This window comes from Haemophilus sp. SZY H53 (assembly GCF_054332375.1).
This window is the reverse complement of record NZ_JBTGNV010000007.1, coordinates 109,892-130,412: the sequence shown is the minus strand read 5'-3', so window position 1 is coordinate 130,412 and position 20,521 is coordinate 109,892. Positions and strand designations below refer to the sequence as shown.

The 20,521-nt window shown below is 38.4% G+C and carries 16 protein-coding genes and 1 riboswitch; of the genes, 8 read left to right on the top strand and 8 right to left on the bottom strand.

Features of this window, described 5'->3' with window-relative positions; all coding sequences use genetic code 11:
• Nucleotides 1-138: 138 nt before the first annotated feature.
• The 4 genes from ACXVWB_RS08110 to mfd all read left to right on the top strand — a co-directional run bounded on the left by ACXVWB_RS08110 (nt 139) and on the right by mfd (nt 7,479).
• The gene (locus ACXVWB_RS08110; protein ID WP_289901976.1) at nt 139-1,905 is read left to right on the top strand and encodes an ATP-binding protein; all 1,767 of its coding nucleotides are present in this window, start codon (nt 139-141) and stop codon (nt 1,903-1,905) included.
• Nucleotides 1,906-1,908: 3 nt separating this feature from the next.
• Nucleotides 1,909-3,753, top strand: a complete 1,845-nt coding sequence (locus ACXVWB_RS08105; RefSeq protein ID WP_289901977.1) for a tRNA(Met) cytidine acetyltransferase TmcA — start codon at nt 1,909-1,911, stop codon at nt 3,751-3,753.
• Nucleotides 3,750-3,923: a DUF5363 family protein gene (locus ACXVWB_RS08100; protein ID WP_289901978.1), complete on the top strand. Its 174-nt coding sequence runs from the start codon at nt 3,750-3,752 to the stop codon at nt 3,921-3,923. Before ACXVWB_RS08105 ends, ACXVWB_RS08100 begins: the two co-directional genes overlap by 4 nt.
• A 118-nt stretch (nt 3,924-4,041) precedes the next feature.
• Complete coding sequence (mfd, locus tag ACXVWB_RS08095; RefSeq protein WP_289901979.1) at nt 4,042-7,479, top strand: transcription-repair coupling factor; 3,438 nt, start codon at nt 4,042-4,044, stop codon at nt 7,477-7,479.
• Nucleotides 7,480-7,530: 51 nt separating this feature from the next.
• Here the strand turns inward: mfd and gltS are convergent, their stop codons facing one another.
• From gltS to queC, 7 genes are all read right to left on the bottom strand, one after another.
• Entirely contained in the window at nt 7,531-8,745 is a 1,215-nt protein-coding gene (gltS, locus tag ACXVWB_RS08090) for a sodium/glutamate symporter (protein ID WP_458485300.1), read from the bottom strand.
• 36 nt (nt 8,746-8,781) lie between these two features.
• On the bottom strand, nt 8,782-11,037 hold the full coding sequence (gene parC / locus ACXVWB_RS08085) for a DNA topoisomerase IV subunit A (protein WP_289901981.1): 2,256 nt from the start codon (nt 11,035-11,037) through the stop codon (nt 8,782-8,784).
• 11 nt (nt 11,038-11,048) lie between these two features.
• Nucleotides 11,049-12,242, bottom strand: a complete 1,194-nt coding sequence (nirK, locus tag ACXVWB_RS08080) for a copper-containing nitrite reductase (protein ID WP_289901982.1) — start codon at nt 12,240-12,242, stop codon at nt 11,049-11,051.
• 16 nt (nt 12,243-12,258) lie between these two features.
• Nucleotides 12,259-14,157, bottom strand: a complete 1,899-nt coding sequence (parE, locus tag ACXVWB_RS08075) for a DNA topoisomerase IV subunit B (protein WP_289901983.1) — start codon at nt 14,155-14,157, stop codon at nt 12,259-12,261.
• A gap of 160 nt (nt 14,158-14,317) precedes the next feature.
• Nucleotides 14,318-14,947, bottom strand: a complete 630-nt coding sequence (locus ACXVWB_RS08070) for a 7-carboxy-7-deazaguanine synthase QueE (RefSeq protein ID WP_128787486.1) — start codon at nt 14,945-14,947, stop codon at nt 14,318-14,320.
• A 5-nt stretch (nt 14,948-14,952) separates the two neighbouring features.
• Entirely contained in the window at nt 14,953-15,378 is a 426-nt protein-coding gene (gene queD, locus ACXVWB_RS08065) for a 6-carboxytetrahydropterin synthase QueD (protein ID WP_049357348.1), read from the bottom strand.
• On the bottom strand, nt 15,371-16,057 hold the full coding sequence (gene queC, locus ACXVWB_RS08060; protein ID WP_128787485.1) for a 7-cyano-7-deazaguanine synthase QueC: 687 nt from the start codon (nt 16,055-16,057) through the stop codon (nt 15,371-15,373). The genes queD and queC overlap by 8 nt, the downstream gene beginning before the upstream one ends.
• A 1-nt stretch (nt 16,058) precedes the next feature.
• Nucleotides 16,059-16,103: riboswitch (PreQ1 riboswitch) on the bottom strand.
• A 122-nt stretch (nt 16,104-16,225) separates the two neighbouring features.
• Between queC and ACXVWB_RS08055 the strand changes: the two genes are divergently transcribed.
• Nucleotides 16,226-16,369 carry a hypothetical protein gene (locus ACXVWB_RS08055; protein WP_128787484.1) on the top strand — a complete coding sequence of 48 codons (144 nt, stop codon included), beginning with the start codon at nt 16,226-16,228 and terminating at the stop codon, nt 16,367-16,369.
• 45 nt (nt 16,370-16,414) lie between these two features.
• On the opposite strand, the gene ribA is transcribed toward ACXVWB_RS08055, so the two are convergent.
• Nucleotides 16,415-17,062, bottom strand: a complete 648-nt coding sequence (gene ribA / locus ACXVWB_RS08050) for a GTP cyclohydrolase II (protein WP_005696347.1) — start codon at nt 17,060-17,062, stop codon at nt 16,415-16,417.
• A 67-nt stretch (nt 17,063-17,129) separates the two neighbouring features.
• On the opposite strand from ribA, the gene ACXVWB_RS08045 reads away from it, so the two are divergent.
• The 3 genes from ACXVWB_RS08045 (at nt 17,130) to ACXVWB_RS08035 (ending at nt 20,493) form a co-directional block, all read left to right on the top strand.
• On the top strand, nt 17,130-17,855 hold the full coding sequence (locus ACXVWB_RS08045; protein ID WP_172622012.1) for a phosphatase PAP2 family protein: 726 nt from the start codon (nt 17,130-17,132) through the stop codon (nt 17,853-17,855).
• Between the two features lie 145 nt (nt 17,856-18,000).
• Nucleotides 18,001-18,918 (top strand): N-acetylglucosamine kinase, encoded by a 918-nt coding sequence (nagK, locus tag ACXVWB_RS08040; RefSeq protein WP_285266851.1) that lies wholly within the window; start codon nt 18,001-18,003, stop codon nt 18,916-18,918.
• A gap of 135 nt (nt 18,919-19,053) precedes the next feature.
• Nucleotides 19,054-20,493, top strand: coding sequence for an alanine/glycine:cation symporter family protein (locus ACXVWB_RS08035; protein ID WP_289901984.1), 1,440 nt, complete (start codon nt 19,054-19,056; stop codon nt 20,491-20,493).
• Nucleotides 20,494-20,521: the final 28 nt, after the last annotated feature.

Below are 20,521 nucleotides of genomic sequence, written 5' to 3'. Positions count from 1 at the left end.
GGGCTTCCCCATGTGAGAGTAGGACACCGCCAGGTACTGAATGTAGAACCCCGAGCTGAAGAGCTTGGGGTTTTTGTTTATGGATTTTTATTAAAAATTATATAGAATGATCTCAATTTTTATTTCTCAATATAAACAATGAAAAACTTTAGATATTTTGCTCAACGTTATGTTGATTGGGTTATTCGATTAGGTCGAGTTCGCTTCTCTTTACTTGGCATTGCTATTCTTGCGATTTTGGCTCTTTGTATACAAATCTTATTAAGTACCCTTTTTAGTGATGGTATTCACTGGAGTGATATTGTTCGCTCGATCACTTTTGGTTTGTTTACTGCTCCTTTTGTTATTTATTTCTTTACGCTACTTGTTGAGCGATTAGAGCGTTCCCGTTTAGAGTTATCTAAAATGCTTGCACGATTAGAAAAAAATAGTCGTGATAAAAGTACTTTACTTGCAACAATTAGCCATGAGTTACGTACCCCATTAAATGGAATCATTGGTTTAAGTCGAATTTTATTAGATGATAAATTAACGGAACAACAACAGAATTGTCTGAATACGATTAATTTAAGTGCGGTCAGTTTAGGTCATATTTTTAGCGACATTATTGATTTAGATAAGATCGACTCTAAACGTATTGAATTAAATATTCAACCTTGCGATTTCCATTCACTACTTAATGATTTTTATAATTTTGGTATCTTAATGGCAGAGCAAAAGGGACTAAAGTTTTCTTTAAATTGTGATGAAAATTTAGCTAATTGGCTTTATCTCGATCGTGCACGTATCAGCCAAATTCTTTGGAATTTAATTGGTAATGCTGTGAAGTTTACTGATAAGGGTGAAGTTATTCTAACAGTACAGAAAATACAGGATAATCAGTATCAATTTAGTGTTACTGATACGGGAGCAGGTATTGCACCTTATGAATTAGATAAGATTTTTACCATGTATTATCAGGTTAAAGATAATATTCATCGTTCAGCAGGAAGTGGCATCGGTCTTGCAATTTCTAAAAATCTTGCGCAGTTAATGCAAGGTGATTTAACCGTTGAAAGTGAATTGGATAAAGGTTCTACTTTTTATTTAACGATTATTGCTGAACAAGCGCAAGCTCATGATGGAAATGCTGAAAAAGCCATGCAGCATCTTTCTATTTTATTAGTTGAAGATGTTGAATTGAATGTGGTTGTGGCTAAAAGCATTCTTGAAAAGCAGGGGCATTATGTTGATGTTGCCATGAATGGTGAACAGGCGATCCGATTATTTGAGAAAAATACCTATGATATTGTTTTTCTTGATATTAAGTTGCCTGATATGTCAGGTTTTGATATCGCACAATATTTGCGAAAAAACTACGAAGAAGGGATTTACGATTTTCTACCGCCTTTAATTGCCTTTACAGCGAACGTGATGCATAGCGAAGAAGAATATCAAGAGCAGGGAATGGATGGCGTGTTACGCAAGCCACTTTCTTTGGTTGAATTACGTCAATGCTTTAAAACTTTTTTAGGCGATAATATTGAATGTATCTCTGATGAAGAAGAAACACCTCGCGTTCAAGAAGGCATTAATATTTCACTTATTGAGTTAATTGGAAAATCTCAAGCTAAAGCTAATGTTGATTTATTTAAACAATGGATGCCAATTTATTTAGATGAATTAGAGACAGCGTATGACGATTATCTTGCAAACTCAGATATGCAACAAACGGTGTCAGATGTCGCACATAAAATTAAAGGTGCAGCTGCATCAGTAGGGCTTGTGAATGTTCAAAATATCGCAAAACAGGCTCAAGATATCTCATTACCAAATTGGACATCCGATATTGCTTCATGGATAAAGCAACTCAGTAATGAATGGTCTCAAAATTTAGCTGAATTAGAAGCGTATTTAGAAAAGTAATTCATGACACGTCATTTTCAAATTTTGGTCAGTGAGAATATGCCGTCTAATTTGCCGGCAAATACCTTGATCATTAATGAGTTTTCTAAAATTCAAAATCTTCTTGGGCAAGAGTTTGAAACGATCTTGTTTGATGCACGGAAAGGCATCCATTTAGAGGCACTCGCTATTACAGCCGGTACATTGAAAATGAATGGTGCCTTAATTATCTTGCTATCAAATTGGGAGGAGCTTCATTCTCAAATAGATGAAGATAGTCTTTGTTGGTCCGGTTCGATTGAGGCAATTGCTACGCCAAGATTTATGACATATTTTAAGCATTGTATTCATAAATATGGCTTCCCCGTCCTTTATCATCAAAATGATTTAAAATTTGACCGCACTTTTCAGCAGTCATTTGTCAATCACAACGCGACCTTAGATCAGCAGAAAATCATTGAGCAAATCTTACAAAAAGAATCTGAACTTTACTTTCTTACTGCCAAACGAGGAAGAGGGAAATCAGCTCTAGCAGGCTTATTAGCGAATCAATTGGATACTAAAATTTACCTCACAGCACCGAATAAAAGTGCGGTTAAAATTTTGGCTGAATTTTCACAAAAAGAGATTATCTTTATTTCACCAGATGAGCTTTTCCTTGCTTTGCAAAATGATCCTTCTTTTTCTGAAAATGCTTGGCTTTTTGTCGATGAGGCGGCAATGCTGCCGATTGCTCAACTGAGCGCTTTTTTCCATCACTTTAAGCATATTTTATTTACGACTACCATCCATAGTTATGAGGGAACGGGGCGAGGCTTTGAGCTTAAATTTAAGCAAAAAATTAACCGCACTTTTTCTGACTTTGAGCTTATTGAACCGCTACGTTGGTCTAAAGATGATGTTTTAGAGGCGTTTATTGATGAGCTTTTATTATTGAATGTAGAGGATGACTTTAAACAAACGCCATACGACAAAAGCAAAATATGCCAAATCACTGAACGCTCACAAGAGGAAATACTTTCTTCATTGCCTCAATTCTATGGCTTGATGACATTAGCGCATTATCGTACATCACCAGTAGATCTACGGCGATTGTTTGATGCCAATTCACAGTGTTTTTTTACCGCTGAAAGCGAGCAAAATTTACTAGGGGCAGTTTGGGCATTAGAGGAAGGTGGAATTGACGATTCAGCCCTCATTGAAGCGATTCAACAAGGGACTAGACGCCCTAAAGGTAATCTTGTCCCGCAAGCACTTTGTTTTCATGCTCAACAACAAAAGGCTTGTGAATTGCATTCTTTACGTATTTCGAGAATTGCGGTTCAGCCTATGTGGCAGCAGCATGGTATAGGTACACAACTTATTGAATACATCACACAAAATGCCGATGTGGATTATTTATCGGTGAGTTTTGGTTATACCAAAGAACTGGCTAAATTTTGGCAGAAATGTGGTTTTTCTCTTGTTCATTTAGGCGAGCATTTAGAGGCAAGTAGTGGCTGTTATTCAGCTATCGCTCTAAAAGGGCTTTCTGCAGAAGGGATTGAATTAGAAAAAGAAGCAACGCAATCTTTTCAACGGAATATGCCTTTGTCTTTCCATCCCCTCGCTCAGGAATTTAATACCACACCAGTTGATTGGGGATTGATTGACGAAGATTGTCTAAGCTTGAAAAATTTTGCTTATTTTCACCGCACTTTAGCTTCCGCTTTGCCGGCAATTCGTCGATTTTTAATGAATTTAGATGAAAAAGATTGTCCTTTGATGAGAGATTATTTCATCACAAAAAAGGTACCCTATAATAAGAAAAATGGGTTAAAATTATTACGTTCGGAGATTGCACAAAAATTAAAAAAAGAGGCAAGATGAGCAAGCAAGAAAAAAAAGGTTGGTTTCGCAAAGCCGTAGATGAATATAATAAGTTTTGCAAAGAGCTAGGTTTAGATAAAGGTAGCTGTCGAGGTTGTATGCCACGCATTGAATTTGATGATGATGGTAAGGTAAAAAAAGAGAAACCACTAGAACCACTCAAAAAATAAGAGAAACAGGGTTAAATAACCCTGTTTTTTTATACAGATAATTATTGAAAAGTAGGGTGGATTTGTTAAACTAATTCGCCATGTAAATCAAAAAATGAGATAAAAATTGACCGCACTTATGAAAACAACCTATTTTAATGTTGATATTCCAACTCAGCCGAATGACCATAAAATTCTTGGCAACGTATTAACGGGAGCGGATGCGCTTGCTGTCAGCGAAATTGCTGAGCAATATGATGGATTGACAGTGGTTGTGACACCAGATACCAAAAGTTCGGTTCGTTTATCACAAGTTTTACCAGATTTAACTTCTCAGCCCGTTCAGTTTTTTCCTGATTGGGAAACGTTGCCTTATGATTCTTTTTCTCCTCATCAAGAAATTATTTCTTCACGTTTAAGTGCGCTATTTCATTTGCAAAATACTAAAAAAGGTATCTTTGTTTTACCGATTAGCACATTAATGCAACGCGTGTGCCCGCCGAAATATCTACAGCATAATGTCCTTTTGATTAAAAAAGGCGACCGTCTTGTCATTGAAAAATTGCGATTACAATTAGAGTCAGCAGGATATCGTTCCGTCGAGCAAGTACTAGAACATGGTGAATATGCTGTGCGCGGATCACTTTTAGATCTTTTTCCAATGGGAAGTGAGGTTCCATTTCGCTTAGATTTTTTTGATGATGAAATTGATTCGATTCGTACTTTTGATGTCGATACGCAGCGAACGTTAGATGAAATTCAATCTATTAATTTATTACCTGCACACGAATTTCCAACTGATGAGAAAGGCATTGAATTTTTCCGTACACAATTTAGAGAAACTTTTGGAGAAATTCGTCGCGATCCAGAACATATTTATCAGCAAATCAGTAAAGGCACACTAATCTCAGGGATTGAATATTGGCAGCCGCTATTCTTTGATGAAATGGCAACATTGTTCGATTACTTACCCGAAAAAACGTTGTTTGTGGATATGGAAACAAATCAAGCACAAGGTGAACGTTTTTATCTTGATGCCAAACAGCGTTATGAGCATCGAAAAGTCGATCCAATGCGCCCTCTTTTGCCGCCAGAACGTTTGTGGTTAAGTATTGATGCGGTAAATCATGCATTAAAAAATTATCCTAAAATTAATTTTAAAGCAGAAAAAGTGCGGTCATCTGTTCGTCAGAAAAATTTATCGGTATCCGCATTACCAGCCGTGACCATTCAATCACAGCAAAAAGAACCGTTATCCCAACTTCGACAGTTTATTGAACATTTTAAAGGAAATGTTTTATTTTCAGTTGAAACCGAAGGACGACGTGAAACCTTACTGGATTTACTTTCACCCTTAAAAATTAAACTAAAACAAATTAAAACCTTATCTGAAGCCAATCAAGACAAGTTTAATCTCTGGGTTAGTCGTCTTGAGCAAGGTTTTATTCTTGATGAGGCTAAACTCGCCATCATTACTGAACATGAGATTTTGGGCGAGCGGGTACAGCAACGTTATCGTGATAAACGTAAAGCGATCAATCCAGATACCTTAGTGCGTAATCTGGCCGAATTAAAAATAGGGCAGCCTGTGGTGCATTTAGATCATGGCGTTGGGCGTTATGGTGGTTTAGTGACACTCGATACTGGAGGCTTAAAAGCAGAATATTTGCTGATCAATTATGCGAATGAATCCAAACTTTATGTGCCTGTTGGTTCTCTTCATTTAATTAGTCGCTATGTTGGTGGCTCAGATGAAACCGCACCATTACATAAATTAGGTAATGAATCGTGGGGTAAAACGCGTCAAAAAGCCGCAGAAAAAATTCGTGATGTGGCCGCTGAATTACTTGATGTTTATGCCCAACGAGAAGTGAAAAAAGGTTTTGAATTTAAATATGATCGTGAGGAATTCCAGCAATTCGCTGCAACCTTCCCTTTTGAAGAAACGCACGATCAAGCCATGGCGATTAATGCCGTCATTTCGGATATGTGTCAGCCCAAGGCGATGGATCGTTTGGTTTGTGGTGATGTGGGCTTTGGGAAGACGGAAGTGGCGATGCGCGCCGCATTTTTGGCGGTCATGAACCATAAACAAGTCGCCGTATTGGTTCCAACAACCTTGTTAGCTCAACAGCATTACGAGAATTTTAAAGATCGTTTTGCTAATCTGCCAGTTAATGTGGAAGTGCTTTCTCGCTTTAAAACAGCCAAAGAGCAAAAACAAATCTTAGAAAATTTAGCCGAAGGAAAAGTTGATATTCTGATTGGAACCCATAAATTGATTCAATCCGATGTGAAGTTTTCTGATCTTGGCTTGCTCATCATTGATGAAGAACATCGCTTTGGTGTGGGACAAAAAGAGAAAATTAAACAACTTCGAGCGAATATTGATATTTTAACGCTTACCGCAACACCAATTCCTCGAACTTTGAATATGGCAATGAATGGTATTCGCGACCTTTCTATTATTGCGACGCCACCGGCTCGCCGAGTGAGTATCAAAACGTTTGTTCGCCAGAAAGATGATTTAATTATTCGTGAAGCGATTCTGCGTGAGATTTTGCGTGGTGGACAAGTCTATTATTTGCATAATGATGTGGCAAGTATTGAAAATACGGCAGAAAAACTGACCGCACTTGTCCCTGAGGCTCGAGTCGTCATTGGTCATGGTCAAATGCGAGAACGTGAACTTGAACGCGTGATGAGTGATTTTTATCATCAACGTTATAATGTTTTAGTCTGTTCCACCATTATTGAAACAGGGATTGACGTACCAACGGCAAATACGATTATTATTGAACGTGCAGATAATTTTGGTTTAGCTCAGCTTCACCAACTGCGTGGGCGAGTAGGACGTTCTCATCACCAAGCTTATGCTTATTTGCTTACACCGCCGCCGAAGTTAATGACGAAAGATGCAAAACGTCGTTTAGAGGCATTAGAAAGTTTAGATAACTTAGGTGCAGGTTTCATTCTTGCGACGCACGATTTAGAAATTCGCGGTGCAGGTGAATTATTAGGGAATGAGCAAAGTGGACAAATTGAGAGCATCGGTTTTTCACTTTATATGGAATTACTTGATGCGGCAGTTAAAGCCTTAAAAGAGGGCAGAGAACCTTCGTTAGAAGAGATTACGCATCAACAAGCTGAAATTGAGTTACGTGTTCCCGCCTTATTGCCAGATGACTATCTTGGTGATGTGAATATGCGTTTGTCGTTCTATAAACGCATTGCAGCAGCGGAAAGTAAACAAGAGTTAGATGAATTAAAAGTTGAATTAATCGATCGCTTTGGCCTATTACCTGAAGCAACTAAAAATCTTTTACAAATTGCTGAAATGCGTTTAATGGTGAAACCATTAAAAGTACTGAAAATCGATGCAGGGGCTCAAGGTGGCTTTATTGAATTTTCACCTTCGGCAAAAGTTGATCCAGAAAAATTCATCAAATTAATTCAACAAAATCCAATTGTTTATCGCTTTGATGGACCATTAAAATTTAAGTTTGTGAAAGCACTTCCAGAAAACAAAGAGCGGTTAGAATTTGTGATGGATTTGGTGAAGACACTTACTGAGTAGCAAGTAAATAAAAAGGCTGACAAAATGTCAGCCTTTCTTTTTTACATTTTATTAGTGAAGCGCTTCAACAATACTTAAGAATATTTTTAAAATACCGGCATTTAATAAGTCGATAAAGAATGCGCCAACCATGGGAACGATCAAGAATGCTTTATGAGACGGACCAAAACGGCTAGTAATCGCTTGCATATTCGCAACCGCTGTAGGGGTAGCACCGAGACCAAAACCACAGTGACCAGCGCTTAATACAACAGCATCATAATCCTTGCCCATCATACGGTAGGTTACATAAATCGCAAAGAAGGCCATAAAAGCAACTTGAATCGTTAAAATGATCAATACATCTGTAGCGAGTCCTGCTAATTCCCAAAGTTTGAGTGACATTAAGGCTATAGCCAAGAAGATAGATAGGCCTACACTGCCTAAAACATCAATTGCTGAGTCTGCTACTTGGAATTTAAATAAATGGGTTAAACTGTTGCGAATAATCACACCAGTAAACAAACACCAGACGAACGTTGGCAATTGGATTGAGGTTCCTTTTGTTAAACTATCTAAATATTGACCAATCAACAAACATAAAGAAAGCATGGCAATAGTTTCAATAATTGAGCGAGCATTGATTTTACGTTTGTAAGTTGGATGCTCAAATGCTTCTTGTACGTCATCAACTTCATCATTCTCTGGGTTTTCACCTTGTTTTTGATGATTTAATAAATAACGAGATACTGGGCCACCTAAAATACCACCAAAGACTAAACCGAATGTAGCACACGCCATCGCAATTTCTGTTGCTGCCGGTAGATTAAATTCTTTAGTGAATGTTTCTGCCCATGCAGCACCTGTACCATGACCACCTGTTAGGGTAACTGAACCTGCAAGTAAACCGTAAGCCGGATCAATACCTAATAATTGCGAGCCTAAAATACCGATGATATTTTGGCAAACAATGAGTATTGCGGCTGCAAATAGGAAGATAACTAATGGTTTTCCGCCTTTAATTAAGCGGGCAAAATTTGCACTTAAACCGATAGACGAGAAGAAGACTAACATCATCGATGTTTGTAAGCTTTTCTCAAAAGTGAATGAAGTGCCATTTACTTTGTATAAAATGGTTAAGGCAATAGCCACAATAAAGCCACCAACAACAGGTTCAGGGATATTGAATGTTTGTAAAACTCGAATACGTTTTACTAGAAAAAAACCAAGTAATAATACAAAACTTGCTAAAGCAAGCGTTTGATAGGTATCAAAAACAATATTCACGAAATATCCTCCTATTTAGTTTGGTTTCGAGAATTCTTATGAGTTGTGTTCGGGTTCAACTACCACAATATCAACATTGCTATGCAATCCACGTGGTAATTGAGAGCCTTTTCTGCCGCGTTCCGCACGGAATTTTTGCAGATCTTCCGGTTTTAATGTGATTTTTCGTTTACCGGAATGGAACTCAAGGCTAGCTTGCTCTGAAATTAAGAACAATTTCACCAATAATTCTGACCGCGCTTTTGCATTCGCTGCTGGAATACTGATGATTTTGTTGCCTTTCCCTTTTGATAATGCCGGTAAATCTCGTACCGGAAAAATCAGCATTCGCCCCGCTGAAGTGAGGGACACAAGAAGTGAGGCCGACTCGGAAAGTGTCTCAGGTTTCAAGACTTTCGCATTTTCTGGCAAAGAAATCAAGGCTTTTCCAGCTTTATTACGTGCAATTAAATCGTCAAATTTGCAAATAAAACCATATCCTGCATCTGATGCCATCAATAATTCTTGTTTTTCAGGTTCCATAATAACCTGTTCAATGGTTGCACCTGCCGGTAATGTAAGTTTACCGGTGAGCGGTTCACCTTGGGAACGCGCAGATGGCAAGCTTAATGGATCTAAAGCGTAGCTACGACCAGTACTATCAATAAAGATTACCGGTTGATTGCTTTTACCACAAGCGTGCGCCAGATATTTATCGCCTGCTTTGTAGCTTAATCCTTCCGGATCAATATCATGACCTTTCGCACAACGAACCCAACCCATTTCAGATAAGATGACGGTAACGGGTTCAGCCGGAGTCATTTCACTTTCAGAAATGGCTTTTGCTTCTTCACGTTCAACTAATTGAGACATTCTAGGGCTGGCGTATTTTTTTGCATCTTCTTGAATTTCTTTTTTGATCAAGGTATTTAAGCGACGTTCTGATCCTAAAATTAACTCTAAATTTGACCGCTCTTCTTCGAGTTTATCTTTTTCAGCTTGTAATTGATGTTCTTCTAATTTAGCTAGATGGCGTAAACGTAAGTTTAAAATGGCTTCCGCCTGTTCATCACTTAAGTTAAAGCGAGTCATTAAAACTTGTTTAGGTTCGTCTTCAGTACGAATAATTTCAATCACTTCATCAATATTGAGGAAGGCAATCATCAAACCATCTAAAATGTGCAAACGAGCGAGTACTTTATCTAAACGATGTTGTAAACGACGTGTCACAGTAGTACGACGGAATGTCAGCCATTCAGTGAGGACTTGAAGTAAGCCTTTCACGGCCGGTTTATGATCAAGTCCGATCATATTCATATTCACACGATAGCTTTTTTCGAGATCCGTCGTCGCAAACAAATGCGCCATTAAGGCATCTGTGTCAACGCGATTTGAACGCGGGACAAGCACGATACGCACAGGATTTTCGTAATCCGCTTCATCACGAATATCTTCCACCATTGGCAATTTTTTCGCGGTCATTTGCTCAGCAATTTGTGCAATGATTTTTGATGGTGAAGATTGATGAGGAAGTGCGCTAATGATGATTTCACCGTCTTCTTTATGCCATGTTGCACGCATTTTGATGGAACCACGACCGGTTTCGTACATTTTGCGAATATCATCTTTAGGGGAAATAATTTCCCCTTCAGTTGGGAAATCAGGGCCTTGAATGATATTGAGTACATCATCTAATCCTGCTTTTGGATTATCTAATAACAGGACAGCTGCATCCGCCACTTCATTAATATTGTGTGGAGGAATATCGGTTGCCATCCCAACAGCAATCCCTGTTGTGCCGTTTAAGAGAATATGAGGCAAACGAGCAGGTAAATATTGTGGTTCTTCTAAGGTGCCATCAAAGTTTGGTTGGAAATCAACAGTGCCTTGACCCAATTCAGATAATAGAATTTCAGAGATTTTGGACAAGCGAGATTCTGTATAACGCATTGCCGCGAATGATTTAGGATCATCTGGCGCCCCCCAGTTTCCTTGGCCATCCACTAAAGGATAACGATAAGAAAAGGGTTGAGCCATTAATACCATGGCTTCATAACAGGCATAGTCACCGTGTGGGTGGAATTTACCTAACACATCACCGACGGTACGCGCTGATTTTTTAAATTTCGCCGCAGCATTTAAACCCAGTTCAGACATCGCATAGACAATACGACGTTGAACAGGCTTTAAGCCATCTCCAATAAAAGGTAATGCACGATCCATAATGACGTACATTGAATAATTAAGGTAAGCCTTTTCTGTAAAGGTGCGAAGTGGCATCTGCTCGATGCCTTCATAGTTAATATTGCTCATCTTCTTCTAATCTATTTTCTTGTTGCACTAGAATTCGCATCTGAATGTTCGTGAGGAGAATGTCCCATATCTATTCCTTTATGACTGTCTATTTCATAAGGAACGGGTTGCGGTTTTTGTGGATTGGCTTCTTTAAAGGCTTCCTCTTTTAATTTGCCGGAATAAATATTCGGATTTTTTTCACCCTCAACCACAATATGTCCCATTGTGCCTTTGTTTACTGCGCGGAAAATGGAATGATCCATAAAGACGTAAGTACCCGGTACATCAATTCGTGTTTCCACCATGGTGGCACTGCCGGATGGAATCAGGGTAGTTTGAACATTGTGATTAACAAGCGTACCGCCTTCCACATATACATTGTGAAATACCGCACCAATCAAGTGGAAAGAAGAACATAAATTTGGCCCAGCATTTCCTACGAATAGACGAATGGTTTCACCTGTCTTCACTTTTAAGGCATTTCCATCCATGGTTGCGCCGACTTTACCGTTGAATAGTACGTATTCAGGACGTTCATCGATGGCTTTTTGCATACTGAATGGTTGCAAGCCAGGATCACCAAATTCACCTTTGGTATAGAATTCACTTTGCATAATGTAAAATTCGCGATCCACTTTTGGTAAACCTTCTTTGGGCTCAACTAAAACTAAACCATACATCCCTTTGGCAAGGTGAATATCCACAGGTTGGCTGCCGCAGTGGTATAAATAAATCCCCGAACGTAACGCTCTAAATTGGAAGGTGGATGTGCGTGTTGGTGGCGTTTCACTCGCAATAGCACCACCCATTGGCACAGCGGCAGCATGGAAATCGATACTGTGCGGCATCATTGAACTCGCTGAGTTGGAAAGTTGAACTTCCACCATATCGCCTTCGCGTACACGAATGAATGGCGCAGGCACGCTACCATTTAATGTCCAAAATTTAAATTGCACGCCATCCATTAAATCCATAATTTGTTCAAGTGCGGTCAGTTTTACCACGACTTTTGCAGGATAGTTACGTTCAATTGGTTTTGGCACATTGGGCGCAAGCGTCAGTTCAGCTTCAATTTCAGGTAATTTTTCAACCGCAGTGGCTGCCGTATTAGAGGGCTTTTCCTCTGCTTGAGCGGAGGGAATAAGGCTTAAACCTGCACCTAATGTAATCGTTGCAAGGCCTAGTGCACTATTCTTAAAAAAATCTCGACGTTGTTCGTTCATGATTGACCTCAAATAATTAAACGGCTAAATCCACTTGGTCGCCATTGGTTTGTAACCAATTTTTGCGATCTTCTGCTCGTTTTTTGGCGAGTAACATATCCATTAATTCTAATGTTTCAGCCCCTTGATCTTTGCCTAGCTCATAGGTTAATTGAACTAAACGACGTGTATTCGGATCCATGGTAGTTTCACGTAATTGTGACGGATCCATTTCACCCAAACCTTTGAAGCGTTGTACGTTTAAGGTACCTTTTTTACCTTTTAAGCGTTCTAAAATCGCTTCTTTTTCGTTTTCATCTAAGGCATAAAAGACTTCTTTGCCTAAGTCGATACGATAGAGTGGTGGCATTGCCACATAAACGTGCCCATCTTGTACTAATTTCGGGAAATGACGTAAAAAGAGTGCACAAAGTAGGGTGGCAATATGCAAACCATCAGAGTCCGCATCGGCTAAAATACAGACTTTACCGTAACGAAGCTGAGATAAGTCTTCATTATCAGGATCGATACCAAGCGCCACGGCAATATCATGAATTTCCGTTGAACCAAGCACTTGATCACTGGAGACTTCCCAAGTATTTAAGATTTTTCCGCGCAATGGTAGGATTGCTTGATATTCACGATCACGCGCCTGTTTGGCTGAGCCGCCCGCAGAGTCACCCTCTACTAAGAATAATTCGGTTTTTTCTAAATTTTGTGATGCACAATCGGCTAATTTGCCCGGTAGAGCAGGGCCACTCACTAATTTTTTACGCACGACTTTTTTGGCTGCATTTAAACGACGTTGTGCAGAGCTAATGGCCATTTCAGCTAAGCGATCGGCATCTTGTACGTTTTGATTCAACCATAAACTGAAGGCATCTTTTAAAACACCTGCAACAAAGACCGCACTTTGACGGGAAGATAAGCGTTCTTTGGTTTGGCCGGCAAATTGGGCATCCTGCATTTTCAGTGAAAGAATGTAAGCACATCGATCCCAAATGTCGTCTGCTGTTAATTTCACGCCGCGTGGTAATTTATTGCGGAATTCGCAATATTCGGTCATGGCATTAAGCAAGCCTTGGCGAAGACCATTTACGTGTGTTCCGCCTTGTACCGTTGGAATTAAGTTTACATAGCTTTCTGCAATAAGCTCTCCACCTTCAGGTAACCATAATAATGCCCAGCTTACTGCTTCTGTGGAGCCTTTAAATTCACCGACAAAAGGTTTTTCAGGTAAGGTTTCAAAACCATTTACTGCTTCGGTTAAGTAATCGGATAAACCGTCTTGATAGCACCACACATCTTCGGTGTTATTCACTTTATCGACAAATTTAATTTCTAAGCCTGAACAAAGTACGGCTTTGGCACGTAATAAGTGGCGTAAACGACTAACAGAAAAATTCTTGCTATCAAAATATTTTGGGTTTGGTTTGAAGTGAACGGTGGTGCCGGTTGTTCGTCTGCCACAAGTCCCAATGACTTCTAATTCTTCTACTTTTGTGCCATTTTCAAAGGCAATTTTATACACTTCAGCGTTACGTTTAACTTGAATATCAACGCGTTCAGAAAGGGCATTGACGACAGAAATCCCCACCCCGTGTAAACCACCGGCAAATTCATAGTTTTTATTCGAGAACTTACCGCCAGCATGAAGTTTGGTTAAGATAACTTCGACACCAGAAACGCCTTCCGTTGGATGGATATCCACTGGCATCCCGCGTCCATTATCAATGACTTCAAGTGATTGATCAGCGTGTAAAATCACTTCAACTTTGGTGGCAAAACCTGCAAGGGCTTCGTCCACACTGTTATCGATAACTTCTTGAGCAAGGTGATTTGGACGGGTAGTGTCCGTGTACATACCAGGGCGAATTTGCACCGGTTCAAGATCTTTCAGAACCGTAATTTCTTGAGCAGAATAATTTGTAGTCATTTTTTAAATTAGTTACTTATTTATAAAAAAATTGGCGTGATTTTATCAAAAAATGACGCGTTTATAAAATCAAAGATATGCAGGAAAGGAGGGAGATCTTGAAAAGTGCGGTTAAAGTTTGGTATGCATGATAACCGCACCTAGAACAGAGAAATGATAGCTATTGCATTCCAATTAATTTATGTGTTTGTAAACTTAATAGCCATCTGGGTCTATTCGTTCTTTGATTTAATTTTCCTAATTGTGTGATCGTTTCTAATAGATTCATCTTGCCATGAACTTCACAAGGAGAAAGATAGTAATATTTTGCTTGAATTTTATTTTCAATCATTTCACAAAAAGGAATAATATTGTCATCAGCAACAATACGAACTTCGTGTGCAAATGAAATACAACGCTTTTCGTATTTATGCGCATATAGACGTTTTGGACTAGTGGCAATAAAATCAATTTGACTAGGAACATTGCGAAGACCATTAGTTTCAATTGCTAAAAAATAACCTAAATTTTTTAATTGATTAAGTACAATCTCTAATTTAGGTACAATGGTTGGTTCACCACCTGTGATAATAATATTCTTTGCAGAAAATGACCGCACTTTATTGAGAATTTGTGACAATGACCAACGTTTAAATTGATGATAATTAGTATCACACCAAGGACAGGCAAGATTGCATTTACCAAAACGGATAAAAATAGCGGGCATACCTGTATTAAAACCTTCTCCTTGAAGACTTTCAAAAATCTCAACAATATTATAATACGGTTCTGAAATAGCTTGTTTTTCCACCGTACTTATTCCTGATATTCACAAAATGATGTTGGCGTTTCCCATAATCGGATAGCAGAAATCGGTAATTTTTCATCATATTTTAGACGATGAAAAATAAAACGAGCCATTTCTTCAGCAGTACTACGAAAATTCACGCCAAAGGTTTTTGATTGTAATTCTTCTAGAAGTATTGCAATTTTACTTTCACGTTTACTGGTTTGATCGTAGATAAAAGCATGATCCATGGGATCTAAAATAGATTTTTTCACAATAGATTTTAAATCTGAAAAGTCCATCACCATTGATTTTTTTGCGCCATGAGTAATTAAATGACCGGTTATTTCGACTTGGAGTTTATAGGTATGACCATGTAGATTTTGGCATTTACCATCATGACCATCTAATAAGTGGGCCATATCAAAACTAAATTCTTTGGATACTTTAAACATCTTTATTTTCTGCTTTTATTGATAAGTACTCTTGTAAACCTTTATGACGTAATTGACAGCTTAGACATTTACCACAGCCTCCTTCAACACCTTCATAGCACGTGTGGGTATGCTGACGAACATAATCTAAAGCATTTAATTCATCGGCAAGAGCCCAAGTTTGGGCTTTGGTGAGATACATGAGTGGTGTTTTTAAATTGAATGGATAATCCATGGCTAAATTGAGGGTGACATTCATTGATTTAATAAACACATCACGGCAATCGGGATAGCCACTGAAATCTGTTTCACATACGCCCGTGATAATGTCATTAATACCTTGTCCTTTTGCGTAAATCGCCGCATATAATAAGAAGAGCGCATTTCGGCCATCCACAAAGGTATTGGGTAATTCACCGTCTTTTTGCTCAATATTTACATTTGCATCCATTAAAGCATTATGAGTGATAGCTTTAATAACGGATGTATCAATTAGTGTTTGCTTTACGCCAAGATCGTTAGCGATCCAACGGGCTTTTTCTAATTCAATAGCATGGCGTTGGCCATATTGAAAGGTGAGGGTTTCGACATTTTCTACGCCATATTCGGCAATCGCCTGAATTAAACAGGTTGTGGAATCTTGTCCACCAGAGAAGATCACAAGAGCTTTACGATTGTGATTAGGATTTGAAATATTCATAGGATACCTAGTTTTTTTATGTAGGAGGTTTGCGAACTACAAGTTAAAAATGAGGCGCTATTGTAGAAGCTAGGTATGAATTTTGCAAGAAATCAGCTAATTTAAGCAGGAAAAGTTAATAAAAGTTATGATACAATTTTGGCAAGTCAGTTTAAAAAGGTAAACACAATGAAAAAATTACTTCTTATTGTTATTGGTGCATTAGCGATTTCAGCTTGTGCAAATAAAGACGTTTATTTTAATGGTTCTGAAGGATCCCATTCAGGAATGAAATTTGACAAAGATGCTCATCATTGGGGAGTAAATCAATAGGTTATACTTATAATCTAAAAGCCATACTATCGTATGGCTTTTTTACTAAATGACTTCTTCTTGACAATGTGGGCACGTCATTAAGTGTTCTTCATTATTGTGCACAATATAATGACCCATTTTTTTTGCCTTGGTATCAAGATATTTTGTATTATAGCGGTTTTCACCCACATTAAGAGGCACTCGCTCCACAATATTAATACCCGCTTTTTTCATGGTTTCTACTTTTTGCGGGTTATTTGTCATTAAGCGGACTTGCTTCACACCTAATAATTCAAACATATCGGCACACACATTAAAGTTACGCTCATCAGCTTTAAAGCCTAGTGCAAGGTTGGCTTCAATGGTGTCCATGCCTTGATCTTGTAATGAATAAGCACGAATTTTGTTAATTAACCCAATGCCACGACCTTCTTCACGATGATAGATCAAAACACCACGACCCGCTTCGCTAATTTGACGTAATGCGGCTGCAAGCTGGAAACCGCAATCGCATTTTAAACTGTGTAACGCATCACCCGTTAAGCATTCCGAATGAATGCGGGCGAGCACAGGCTCATCTTGGTTTGAAATATCACCCATCACTAAAGCGACATGTTCTTTTTTTGTATCGGGAAATTCAAATCCGACCATTTTAAATATGCCATATTCGGTAGGCAAATTGGCTTGAGCAACCAGTTGGATTTTTGACATAACGTATCCTTTTTCAACTTTATTCTGCTAAAATGTGTACTTTAATTTTTATTATCAAGAGGCAACAATGTTTAAAAGGCTGTCATTATATACGTTATTTCTTTGTCTTGTACCATTTTTTGTTTGGGGTTTTGCTTATCATTGGCATGGAAACAACCAATTAATGGAATGGGATTATTGGCTTTATCTTTTAACCGAAACGGGTAGCGTACCTTATGCTTTAATTACCTGTGGTGTGTTTGCTTTACTTTTCCGTTTTCTTTTTGAAAACCGTAAACAGTGGATTATGGGTGTGATTGTAATGGGTCTGTCGGTATTATCCACACAAGTAATTAAAACAGGGTTAAAAACAGTTTTTGCCGAGCCACGTCCTTTTACCGTCTATTTAGCGGAAAAAACAGAAAGTACGACAGATGCTTTTTATCATCGAGATCGTTCAGAGCGTGCAAAATTAGTGGATAAATTTTATTCTACACAAGCGGATACACCAGCCTGGTTAAAAGCGCATTATGAAGATGAAACGGGTTATTCTTTCCCATCTGGACATTCTATTTTTGCAGCCACTTGGTTAATGTTAGCCGTCGGGTTTAGCCAATTATTAGGGAAACGTTCTTTTAAAGCGGAATTACTAATTGGAGCCATGACAATTTGGGGCGTATTAATGTTGATTAGCCGAGTCCGCCTTGGAATGCATTATCCAATCGATTTATTTGTGGCGATAATTTCAGCATGGATTGTTCATTTAATTATTTTTGGTTTCTTACAGAAGAAAGGCTTGTTTAACAATAAATAGCATCAAAGACCGGTTTTAGTGATAAAGCCAGTCTTTTTTATTGCTTGTAGAAAATATGATTTTTGTCATGGATTTTCATTTTGATTTCAAGGAAAATACAACCTATAAATTTCAATAATTTTGACCGCTCTTTTAAGGAGACAATATGTATTACGGTATTGATATTGGTGGCACCAAGATTGAATTGGCTGCCTTTAATGAAAAATTAGAAAAGCTTTATACCGAGCGTGTGCCAACGCCACAAACGGATTATCAAGATTGGTTGCAAGCGATCAAAACTTTAGTCGAACGTGCAGATGCTCACTTTGGTGAAAAAGGCACGGTAGGCCTTGGGTTGCCAGGTTTTGTTAATTTGACAACAGGGCTTGCTGAAGTGACGAATATTCGTGTTGCAGATAATAAGCCTATTTTAACTGATCTTGAGAAAATACTCGGGCGTGAAGTGCGAGCTGAAAATGATGCAAATTGCTTTGCGCTTTCTGAAGCTTGGGACGAAGAGAATACCCAATATCCTTCCGTATTAGGGCTGATTTTAGGCACTGGTTTTGGTGGTGGCTTTGTGATTAATGGCAAAATTCACTCAGGACAAGTGGGGATGGCAGGAGAGTTAGGTCATCTTCAATTAAATTATCATGCCTTAAAATTATTGGGTTGGGATAAAGCACCTATTTATCAATGTGGTTGTGGTAATCATGCCTGTTTAGATACTTATATTTCAGGTCGCGGTTTTGAAATGTTGTACCGTGATTTAAAAGGGGAAGAATTATCAGCCAAAGACATTATCGATCGTTTTTATGCAAAAGAAGAAAGTGCGGTTGATTTTGTTCGCATTTTTGTGGAGTTAGCGGCTATTTCTATCGGTAACATTATCACTGCGTTTGATCCACATATGATTGTGCTGGGTGGTGGTTTATCGAATTTTGATTATCTCTATGAAGCATTACCAAAAGCTTTGCCTCCACACTTAATGCGTAGTGCTAAAGTGCCACCAATTAAAAAAGCAAAACATGGTGATTCAGGTGGTGTTAGAGGTGCGGCTGCGTTATTTTTAAAACGTGAATAGATTTAAGCTAAAAATATAGTAAAAATTTGAATAAACTTCGTTTTATGGGATAACAATCCAGTTTTTTTCTAAGAAAACTGGATTTTTTCTTTTATCACTCTACAATCAGGAGATTGATTTTTTTATGAGGTTTTTATGCTGACAGAATTTGGTAACTGGATTGAACAAGGTTTAACATGGATTGTTCAACATTTAGATGAGCCATTGTGGAACATCACTATTATCATTTTATTAGGTGTGGGCTTATTTTTTACGATTACGACTGGTTTAGTGCAACTACGTCTTTTACCTGCAAGTGTGCGAGAAATGTGGTTTGGGCGTGCTACTGAGGGAAATTCTTTAACGCCATTTCAAGCCTTTGCAACAGGTCTTGCAAGTCGTGTTGGTGTGGGCAATATAAGTGGGGTAGCGACCGCTATTGCTCTAGGTGGAGAAGGAGCCGTGTTCTGGATGTGGGTAACCGCATTTATTGGGATGTCGAGCGCTTTTGCAGAATCTACTTTAGCACAAGTATTTAAAATTCAAGATAAAGATGGTTCTTTTCGCGGAGGTCCCGCTTATTATATCGCTCAAGGTCTAAAATCGCGTTGTATGTCGGTCGCTTTTGCGATATCACTTATTTTTACTTTTGGGTTTGCATTCAATTCAGTGCAAGCAAACTCTATTGTTGAAGCAACCAATAACGCTTGGCATTGGCAAGGTGAATATGTTGGTCTTATTTTAGTTATTCTAACTGCGTCCATTATTTTTGGTGGAGTTAAACGTATTGCGACCATTTCCAGCCGTGTTGTACCAACGATGGCGTTATTTTATTTAATTATGGCCTTTATTATCTTAGGAATGCATATTGATATGATTCCTACTGTGATAGCCAATATTTACACGAGCGCTTTTACTTTCCAATCAGCTGCAGGCGGGATGTTTGGTGCTTTAGTCTCTAAAGCGATGATGATGGGAATTAAACGAGGATTATTCTCTAATGAAGCAGGGATGGGCTCAGCACCAAATGCGGCCGCTGCAGCTCACGTAAAACACCCCGTTAGCCAAGGTTTAGTGCAAATGCTTGGTGTATTTGTGGATACCATGATCGTCTGTACTTGTACGGCGGTGATTATCCTGCTTTCTGATAATTATGGTAGCGAAACGTTAAAAAGCATTTCTTTAACTCAAAATGCATTACGTTATCATGTCGGCGAATTTGGTGTACATTTTCTGGCTTTTATTTTATTACTTTTTGCTTATTCTTCTATTATTGGTAACTATGCTTATGCGGAAAGTAATATTCGTTTTATTAAAAATAAACCATGGTTTGTGTGGTTGTTCCGTTTATCGGTGTTGTTCTTTGTTTATTTCGGTTCAGTAAAATCAGGCAATGTCGTGTGGAATTTTGCAGATACTGTGATGGCTGTGATGGCAATTATTAACCTAGTCGCGATTGTTTTACTTTCCCCGATTGTGTGGAAGTTAATGAAAGACTATCAACGTCAATTAAAAGAGGGGAAAGAACCTGAATTTAAAATTGACTTTTATCCTGAAATTAAAAAGCGAGTATTAGAGCATCGAATTTGGAAATAAGTGTTCAATAAAATATGAAAGGCGGGGA

Bases quoted from the DNA above. Each gene is read 5' to 3' on its own strand.
- ACXVWB_RS08110 (WP_289901976.1), top strand. From the start codon at position 139: ATGAAAAACTTTAGATATTTTGCTCAACGTTATGTTGATTGGGTTATT.
- ACXVWB_RS08105 (WP_289901977.1), top strand. From the start codon at position 1,909: ATGACACGTCATTTTCAAATTTTGGTCAGTGAGAATATGCCGTCTAAT.
- ACXVWB_RS08100 (WP_289901978.1), top strand. From the start codon at position 3,750: ATGAGCAAGCAAGAAAAAAAAGGTTGGTTTCGCAAAGCCGTAGATGAA.
- mfd (WP_289901979.1), top strand. From the start codon at position 4,042: ATGAAAACAACCTATTTTAATGTTGATATTCCAACTCAGCCGAATGAC.
- parC (WP_289901981.1), bottom strand. From the start codon at position 11,037: ATGAGCAATATTAACTATGAAGGCATCGAGCAGATGCCACTTCGCACC.
- nirK (WP_289901982.1), bottom strand. From the start codon at position 12,242: ATGAACGAACAACGTCGAGATTTTTTTAAGAATAGTGCACTAGGCCTT.
- parE (WP_289901983.1), bottom strand. From the start codon at position 14,157: ATGACTACAAATTATTCTGCTCAAGAAATTACGGTTCTGAAAGATCTT.
- queD (WP_049357348.1), bottom strand. From the start codon at position 15,378: ATGTTTAAAGTATCCAAAGAATTTAGTTTTGATATGGCCCACTTATTA.
- queC (WP_128787485.1), bottom strand. From the start codon at position 16,057: ATGAATATTTCAAATCCTAATCACAATCGTAAAGCTCTTGTGATCTTC.
- ACXVWB_RS08055 (WP_128787484.1), top strand. From the start codon at position 16,226: ATGAAAAAATTACTTCTTATTGTTATTGGTGCATTAGCGATTTCAGCT.
- ribA (WP_005696347.1), bottom strand. From the start codon at position 17,062: ATGTCAAAAATCCAACTGGTTGCTCAAGCCAATTTGCCTACCGAATAT.
- ACXVWB_RS08045 (WP_172622012.1), top strand. From the start codon at position 17,130: ATGTTTAAAAGGCTGTCATTATATACGTTATTTCTTTGTCTTGTACCA.
- nagK (WP_285266851.1), top strand. From the start codon at position 18,001: ATGTATTACGGTATTGATATTGGTGGCACCAAGATTGAATTGGCTGCC.
- ACXVWB_RS08035 (WP_289901984.1), top strand. From the start codon at position 19,054: ATGCTGACAGAATTTGGTAACTGGATTGAACAAGGTTTAACATGGATT.